Raw genomic sequence first — 8,507 nt, 5'->3', positions numbered from 1 at the left:
GCCGCTCACCCAACTCCGGCGGCGACTACGGCCTGCTGCCCTACCGACCCGGACTACTGACCCTACAACGCTGACAACACGCAGGTCCGGTTTGGGCACAGCCGGAGCGGGCGGGCTCGGCGTACACCGAGCCCGCCCATCCCTCACACACCCCACCACCAGGAGGTATCGACAGTGCGAGGACACGCACCCCACCCCCCGCCTCAGGGGAAAGCTCATGCCGGCCGAGTGTCCCCCGGCATTCGACGACGGCTTTTCAAGCTCGTCACGGCCGGGATCGCAGCCGCCGTCGGGATGTTCACCGTGACGGTGGCCACCAGCTCGGCGTCAGCCGCCGACAATCCGTACCAGCGGGGTCCGGACCCCACCCGAGCGAGCGTCGCGGCCGAGAACGGGCCCTTCGCCAACACGTCGGTCAGTGTCCCGACCGGGTACGGCTTCAACGGTGGCAGGATCTACTACCCGACCGACACCAGCCAGGGCACCTTCGGTGCCATCGCCATTTCGCCGGGTTACACCGCGTTGTTCTCTGCCGAGCTGGCCTGGATGGGCCCGTGGCTGGCATCGCACGGTTTCGTCGTGATCGGCATCGAGACCAACAGCCGTAACGACTTCGACACGGCCCGAGGCACCCAGTTGCTCGCCGCGCTCGACTACCTGACGCAGCAGAGCCCAGTACGCGACCGGGTCGACCCGAACCGGTTGGCCGTCTCCGGTCACTCGATGGGCGGCGGCGGGGCGCTGAGCGCAGCCACCCGGCGCTCGTCGTTGAAGGCGGCGGTCGGTATCGCGCCGTACTCGCCGTCGCAGAACCTGGCCAACGACCAGGTACCCACGATGGTCATCTCCGGCCAGGCGGACACGGTGGTCACCCCGTCCTACGCCCTCGGCCTGTACAACAGCCTGCCGGCCTCGACGGAGGGCGTCTACCTGGAGGTCGCCGGTGGGGACCACGGGTTCATGGTCGGGCGGTCGAACCCGGTGCTGATCCGGACCATGCTGCCGTTCCTGAAGATGTTCGTGGACAACGACTCCCGGTACAGCCAGTTCCTCTGCCCGCTGCTCGACAGCAGCGGCGTGGTCACCTACCGCAGCACCTGCCCGTTGCTGCCGACCGATCCGACCACTCCGCCACCGACCGGCACGCCGACCCCGACCCCGACGCCCACCCCGACCCCGACCTCGACCACGCCGCCGCCCTCCGGCTCCGCCAGCGAGATCGTCGGCAGCCAGTCGAACCGCTGCATCGACGTCACCAACGCCTCCCGCAACAACGGCACCCGCGTCCAGCTCTACGACTGCAACAAGCAGACCAACCAAGCCTGGACCTACAACACCACAAACAAACAACTACGCGTCTACGGCGACATGTGCCTCGACGCCGCAGGCTCCGGCAACGGCGCCGCAATCCAGATCTACACCTGCCACAGCGGAACCAACCAACAATGGAACATCAACTCCAACGGCACCATCACCGGCGTCCAATCCGGACGCTGCCTCGACGTCTGGAGCACCAACAACGGAGCCCAGATCCAGCTCTACGACTGCCACGGACAAACCAACCAGCAGTTCCGCCTCGTGTCGCTCGGATAACCAGCACCGCCCAGGCCACCGACTGATCGGGCGGGCCCGGCAGGACGCCGAGCCCGCCCGATCATGTGCCGCGAGAGCGGGGGGTTCAGTCCGGTCGCTGCGCCATGCTCGTCCCGCGCGGCTGCCGACTCGGGTGGTTCTGCCGTCGTCGTCGGCGCCACCAGCCAGCCGCCGCGCCGGCCAGGATCACTCCGGATCGCCCAGTCGCTGAAGGCCGACGCCGACCGGGTGTCCTGGTCCGCGGCGTCGACGGGATCGGTCCGTCGGCCGCCGCCGGTAGGCGGCCGCCCCAGCCAGGTTGCAGACCCGAGGCGATCACGCAAGGCCGAGTGACAAAGCCGGTCACCCATTGCGAGACCACCTTCACAACTTGCACACTGAGGCTGGATTAGTCCTGGAAGTTGCGAAACTGGCAACTTCGAGGCGAGCCAGAGGGAGGGGTCCACGATGGTGGCACCGACGGCAGGAGCCGCCGGCAGACCTATGTCTGTGCCGGTCTGGAGGGCGTTGCCCAGTTTCCTCCGCGACGCACATCAGTCCCTGGTGGACACCGGTGAGGCCGCCGGCGGTGAGGTCGTACGTCTCGGGCTCGGCGTATCCAGTCCGTACCTGGTGACCCATCCCGATCACGTACGGCAGGTGTTGCAGGACCGGGCTGCCAACTATCCCCGAGGCGATGACACCGCGCTCTGGCGCTCGGTCCGCAAACTGGTCGGCGACGGAATCCTCGCCGAGGGTGACACCTGGCTGGCGTCACGTAGGACACTGGCCCCACTCTTCCGGCGAGGCCGCATCGACGCGCTGGTCGACACGATGGCGAAGGCCATCGACGGGGCGACCGATCGCCTGCACACGGCGGCGGTGGCGGGGAGCGTCGTCGACATCGGCACGGAACTGTCCCGCCTCGTCTGCGCCGCCGTCATGCGAGTGTTCTTCGACTCCCGGGTCTCTGTTGATGACGCGCTGCGCATCATGGCGGCGCAGGAGGACATCGTCACCTCCATGGCACCGCGTCTGCTCGCCCCCTTCGCACCGTGGTGGGTTCCGATGCCGGGAGACCGTCGCTTCCGCCGCTCCGTGCAGACCATCGACGACATCCTGCTGCCGGTCCTCCGTGCTGCGGTGCGTCAGCCCGGCGACGGCGACGACGTGTTGTCGACACTGGCTCGGGCCAAACGTGACGGCCAGCCGCTGTCCGAACGGCAGATGCGCGACGACTTGGTGTCGATGGTGGCTGTCACCACAGAGACGAGCTACGTGGTGTTGACCTGGCTCTGGCCGGTCCTCGCCAACCACACCGACGTCGCGGATCGGCTCTACACAGAGGTCGATCAGGTTGTCGGTGCCGGGCCGGTGCGGGCAGAGCACCTGCCTCAGCTCACCTACACCCAGATGGTGCTCAACGAACTCCTTCGCTTGTACCCTGCGGGTTGGATCGTTCCCCGGCGCGCGTTGGCCGCCGACGTGCTCGGTGGAGTGCGGGTAGACCCGGGCGCCACCATCATCCTCTCCCCGTACGCCACCCAGCGGATGAGGACTTACTGGGGTGCCACCGCCGAATCCTTCGACCCGGAGCGCTTCGCACCCGGCCGCGTAGAGGCGGACACGCTTCGCCGCCATGCCTACTACCCGTTCGGACTCGGCATGCACAGATGCCTCGGGGAACACCTGTTCAACCTGGAGGCTCTGCTGATCGTGGCGACCTTGATCAGTAAATTCCGCTTTACCCTGACTGATCCCACGGTGCCCGCACCGCGAGTCGCCGCATCGCTGCGCCCCCGGCGGCGAGTCGAGCTGATCCCGTCGCGTCGCGAACACTCTGTCGCCGGCAGGAGCCACTGATGCCCCCAGACACCCTGGCCGCCACGCTCGAGCAGAGCGCCGAACAGGGACGGATCTGCTCCGTGGCCGCGCGAGGGCAACGCGACCTACAGGACCGGGTCGCCACCTATCCCGCTCTCTTTCCCGACCCTCCCGTCGATGCCGCCATGCTGAGCGCTCTGGCGTTGTCCACCGCGTTCATCGCCCCGTGGTGCACCGCCGCCGAGCTTCGTACCGCGAACCGCACGTCGCTGTGGGTGACGGCAGAGGATTGGCGGATCGACTCGGAGATCAGCTCCTTGGAAGAAGCCACGGCCACCGTGACCGCCTGTATCGCGGTGGCAGCGGGCACCGCGCCAGCCGACGGTGACCAACTCACCCAGTTCCTGGCCGACATCCACGACGATCTCGCAGCCACGCCGCTGTTCTCACGCCTGGGTCACCTGTGGCAGGAGGAGTTGCGCCGCATGCTCGACGCTGAGCTGCGGGAGTGGCAATGGAGAACTGACCGGAACACGAAGGTGGCCGACCTGCCGTCTGCCGGCGACTATCTGGCCAACGCCGCCGGCTACGGCGCCACCTGGGTCAACCTCTCCCACTGGATCGCCACCGAGGCCGTGGACACCGAGGAGCACCTGGCCGCGCTGGTTACCGCGAGCTACGAGGTGGAGAAGGTCGTGCGGTTGGTCAACGACCTGGCCAGCTACCACCGGGACGTGAAGGCCGGCGATCTGAATATCCTGATGTTGGGCGTCGACGAACACGAGGTGCGCCAGCAGGCAGTCGACCTGGCCGACCGCTGCCAGAAGCTGCTCGACCCGCTGGCCGAGGTCAGCCCGCAACAGGTGACATACCTACGACGCGTCCTCGGATTCACGGCCGGCTTCTACCACGGGACCGACTTCTGGGCGTCCCGGTGACAGCTGTCGACGGACGCAGACCGACCGACAGGACCGCGGGCGTACGCGGGCAGGTCCGCGACCTCGTCGCGGAGATGATGCGCGATCCGGCTGGTCGCACCTCGCCCTCACCGTACGAGACCGCCCGGCTGGTGAGCCTCGCCCCGTGGCTGATCGGACACAACGACCGGGTGCGTTACCTGCTCGACGCCCAGCGACCGGACGGCGGCTGGGGCCCTCCTGGGGGGTACGGCCTCGTGCCCACCCTCAGCGCGACAGAGGCACTGCTGACGGTCCTGCGGTCCGATCCGCCGGCGGATCAGGCGCGGCTCGTGCACGCCGTCGATCGTGCTCTGGTCGCCCTGACCGGGCTCGTGAGCGACACCGGTGCGCTACCCGACACCCCGGCCCTCGACATGATCGTGCCCGCACTCACGGACCGCATCAATGACCACCTTCACCGCCCGGCCATGTCGCCGCCGGTCGTTCCAGAGCGGTGGCGACGCTCCACTCCGCTGGGCCTGCCAGGTGGCGTGACCCGAAAGCGACTCACCGCCGTACGTCACCTGGTGTCCAGCGGCGCACCGATCCCCGACAAGCTGCTTCACGCCCTGGAGGTCGTGGCCGACCTCGCTCCCGCAGCGGGCGGCGTCACACCGAACGCCTCGGGCACGGTGGGAGCCTCGCCTGCAGCCACCGCCGCATGGCTCGGCAGGCCCGACCGGCCCGGCGGCCACGATGCGTTGGCATACCTGCAAGGCACCGTCGCTCACTACGGCGGCCCCGTGCCGTGCGCAGCCCCGATCACCGTCTTCGAACGAGCCTGGGTGACCACCATCCTGGCTCGCGCCGGAATCGATCTGACCGGCTCCCCGGGGCTGGTGGAGAGCCTGACCGCCGACCTTGGTGCGACTGGCACGCCGACCGGCCCTGGACTACCGACCGACGCTGACACCACGGCGGTGACCCTGGCCGCTCTCGGCCATCTCGGCGTCGCGGCGTCAGTTGACTGTCTGTGGTCATACGAGACACCCGAGGGCTTCGCCACATGGCCCGGCGAGGATGGTTTCAGCACCACGACCAACGCCCACGTGCTCGATGCTTTCGGCCAGCGGCTGGCGGACCAGCCCGGCGCACAGCCGCGCCATCGCGCTGCTGTCCGCCGGCTGGTGACGGCTCTGTTGGATCGCCAAGAGCTCCAGGGGAGCTGGGCCGACAGGTGGCATGCGTCCCACTTCTACGCGACTTCCTGCTGCGTGCAGGCCCTGGCAGAGTTCGGTGACGCGACGATGGTGGCGAGACCGCTGGATCGCGCGGTCGAGTGGGCACTTGCCGCCCAACGGACCGACGGCGCCTGGGGCACCTGGACAGCCACCGCAGAGGAGACGGCCTACGCACTGCACATCTTGCTGGTCAGCGGTGCCCGGACACCCAAGGTCATTGACGCGGTTCGGCGCGGGTACGCCTACCTGTGTCAACACGACGGCACAACCGGGCCGGCGCTGTGGCATGACAAGGATCTGTATCAGCCCACCCTGATCGTCCGCGCCACAGTTCTGGCAGCCCAGCACAGTGCCGGGAGACTGCTGACCTTCCGGTCCGAATGCGCGTAGCTGCCCGGCGGTCATGACCGACAACGAACGCCTCGGGACAAAGCAAGTCCCTTGTGGACGCAACAGTTAGTGACGGTCTTGAGTCAATAGTCAGAGAACTGCTAGCGTGCGTCGGTCTGCCTACACCGGCGGCTTGGTCGGCATGCCTCTGCCGACAAGTTCCTCTGCTCGGCATCGGACGGTTCAATGCGGTCTCGCAGCGCCAATCTGCGCACCAAGGTCATCGCGCTCCTCGCCTCACTCGTCGCCCTCTGGGCATTCGCCGCCTGGGTTACCCTCCGAGACGGCGTGAACCTCCTTGGCGTCCAAGCGATCGACAGCCAGATCGTCTCCCCCAGTGAGCCGCTGCTGCTGGACCTCCAGGTTGAGCGACGCCTCGCTGTCGTCTACCTCGGTGGTCCCAGTGCCGACCGGAAGAACGCACTCGACGCCGCCCGTCTGGCTGTCGACAAGAACGCCACCGCCTTCAAGTCCACCGCGCGTAGCTGGCTGGCCCGCATGGCCGCCGGTAGCGAGGCCGAACAACGCGTGAATGAGGCGATCACCGAACTCGATCAACTGCCGGCAGTCCGCGAGTCCGTCGACGATCGGTCGGTCGACCGGGCAAGCACCATCCGCACCTACAGCGATCTCGTCGAGTCGATGTTCGCCATCTACGATGTCGTCGGCACGCTCGATGATCCCGAGATTCAGCAGGACACCCGGAACTTGATCGAGCTGTACCGGCTCCGCGAACTCATCTCGCAGGAGGACGCCCTACTCACCGGCGCTCTGGCCGCCGAACGGATCACCGCCGGTGAACAGCTCCGGTTCACCGAGCTGGTCATCGCGCAACGCTTCGTTGCGGATCGCACCCAGCTGAACGACTCCGACCAGGCCGCCTTCAACCAGGTCCTCAACGGAGACGCGTTCCGGGGCCTGCGCCAGCTCGAAGACCGGGTGACCAGCACCCGGGGATCGGCCCGCCCGGACGTTACCGCCGAGAAGTGGAACGAGGTCGCCGACGCCGCGTTGACCCATCTACAGGAGATGGTCCTCGGCAGCGGTGACAGCCTGGTGCAGCGCGCGGTGCCTGTCGCGGTCGGGGTTATCGTCCGGCTGGTTCTGGCCGCTGGCCTCGGTCTGCTGGCGGTCATCGCGTCGATCGTCGTCTCCATCACCACCGCGCGAGCTCTCGTGGCTCAGCTACAGCTACTCCGCGACGCGGCACACAAACTCGCCGACGAACGGCTCCCTGCGGTGGTGGAGCGCCTGCAGCGCGGCGAGCAGGTGGACGTCGCCGCCGAGGCGCCACCGCTCGACTTCGGCCCCGACGAGATCGGGCAGGTCGGCCAGGCATTCAACGCGGTCCAGGAGACGGCCGTCCGTACGGCCGTCGAGCAGGCAGAGCTACGCCGCAACGTACGCGATGTGTTCCTGAACCTGGCTCGGCGCACCCAGGCCCTCGTCCACCGCCAGGTGACCCTCCTCGACGAGATGGAGCGTCGACAGGAGGATGCCGACGAACTCGAAGACCTGTTCCGCGTCGACCACCTCGCCACCCGTATGCGGCGGAACGCCGAGAACCTCATCGTCCTGTCGGGTGCTACGCCCGGCCGTGGCTGGCGCCGCAATGTGCCGATGGTCGACGTGGCCCGCGCTGCCGTGCAGGAGGTGGAGGACTACACCCGAGTGAAGGTGATGCCATTCGGGTCGGTCGCGCTCGCCGGCCGGGCCGCCGGCGACATCATTCACCTGCTCGCCGAACTGATCGAGAACGCCCTGACCTTCTCCCCGAAGAGCACGCCGGTCGAGGTACGCGGTCAACTCGTGGCCAACGGCTTCGCCATCGAGATCGAGGACCGAGGTCTCGGCATGGCCGAGGACGACCTGGCCGCCGCCAACGCCGACCTCGCCACCGCCGCCGAGTTCAACCTCGCCGACGCCAAGAAGCTGGGACTCTTCGTCGTCAGTCGGCTGGCCGCCAAGCACCACCTCGCGGTCCGGTTGAAGCCGTCACCCTACGGCGGCACGACGGCGGTTGTCCTCATTCCCAAGGACCTGGTGGCGACGGCCGACCCGGTCGGCCCCGGTCCCGCACCTACCGCGGGGGTGACCAGGGACGCGGCTGCCGCGGGCGAAGCCCAGCCCGTCCCCACCACGCGGCAGACGTCGCTCGCCGTCGCCGAGCCCGCACCTGTGCACGGCGAAACGATGGAACTGCCAGCAGTGCGTCCACTGCGTGCCGCCGCTGACGCCGCCGCCACGGTCACCGAGGGGCCAGCCAAGAGCACGCCCAGCGTCAGACAGCGGCCCGGACCTTCTGCCGGACACACCGAGCACACCGAGCACGGCCTGCCGATGAGAGTCCGCCAGGCCAACATCGCGCGGCAACTGCGCGACTCGTCCCCAGGCCAAACACAGCCACCGGACGACGAGGCGGGGCGATCCCCCGACGACATCCGCAGGATGATGAGCTCCTACCAATCCGGCACCCGCCGCGGCCGCGATGACGCCGCACGTCTCGTCGACGCCGACGACGACGAGCAACCCGACGCCGCCGACAACACGTCTGCGGCCGAAACCGACCGGTAAGAAAGAG

General features: G+C 68.2%; 5 protein-coding genes. All 5 read left to right on the top strand.

What is annotated here, in order from left to right; translation table 11 throughout:
• Nucleotides 1-228 precede the first annotated feature (228 nt).
• The 5 genes from AC2CHE_RS21195 to AC2CHE_RS21175 all read left to right on the top strand — a co-directional run bounded on the left by AC2CHE_RS21195 (nt 229) and on the right by AC2CHE_RS21175 (nt 8,500).
• On the top strand, nt 229-1,593 hold the full coding sequence (locus AC2CHE_RS21195) for a poly(ethylene terephthalate) hydrolase family protein (protein WP_484506619.1): 1,365 nt from the start codon (nt 229-231) through the stop codon (nt 1,591-1,593).
• Nucleotides 1,594-2,082: 489 nt separating this feature from the next.
• Entirely contained in the window at nt 2,083-3,435 is a 1,353-nt protein-coding gene (locus AC2CHE_RS21190) for a cytochrome P450 (protein ID WP_484506618.1), read from the top strand.
• On the top strand, nt 3,435-4,334 hold the full coding sequence (locus tag AC2CHE_RS21185) for a terpene synthase family protein (RefSeq protein WP_484506617.1): 900 nt from the start codon (nt 3,435-3,437) through the stop codon (nt 4,332-4,334). Before AC2CHE_RS21190 ends, AC2CHE_RS21185 begins: the two co-directional genes overlap by 1 nt.
• A complete protein-coding gene (locus tag AC2CHE_RS21180) occupies nt 4,331-5,926 on the top strand; it encodes a prenyltransferase/squalene oxidase repeat-containing protein (protein WP_484506616.1) in 1,596 nt (531 codons plus the stop codon). Before AC2CHE_RS21185 ends, AC2CHE_RS21180 begins: the two co-directional genes overlap by 4 nt.
• A gap of 186 nt (nt 5,927-6,112) precedes the next feature.
• Nucleotides 6,113-8,500: a sensor histidine kinase gene (locus AC2CHE_RS21175; RefSeq protein WP_484506615.1), complete on the top strand. Its 2,388-nt coding sequence runs from the start codon at nt 6,113-6,115 to the stop codon at nt 8,498-8,500.
• The last annotated feature ends 7 nt before the right edge of the window (nt 8,501-8,507 follow it).

It is taken from the genome of Micromonospora sp. ATLC16, from assembly GCF_057196645.1.
This window is presented reverse-complemented; position numbering and strand designations above follow the sequence as displayed.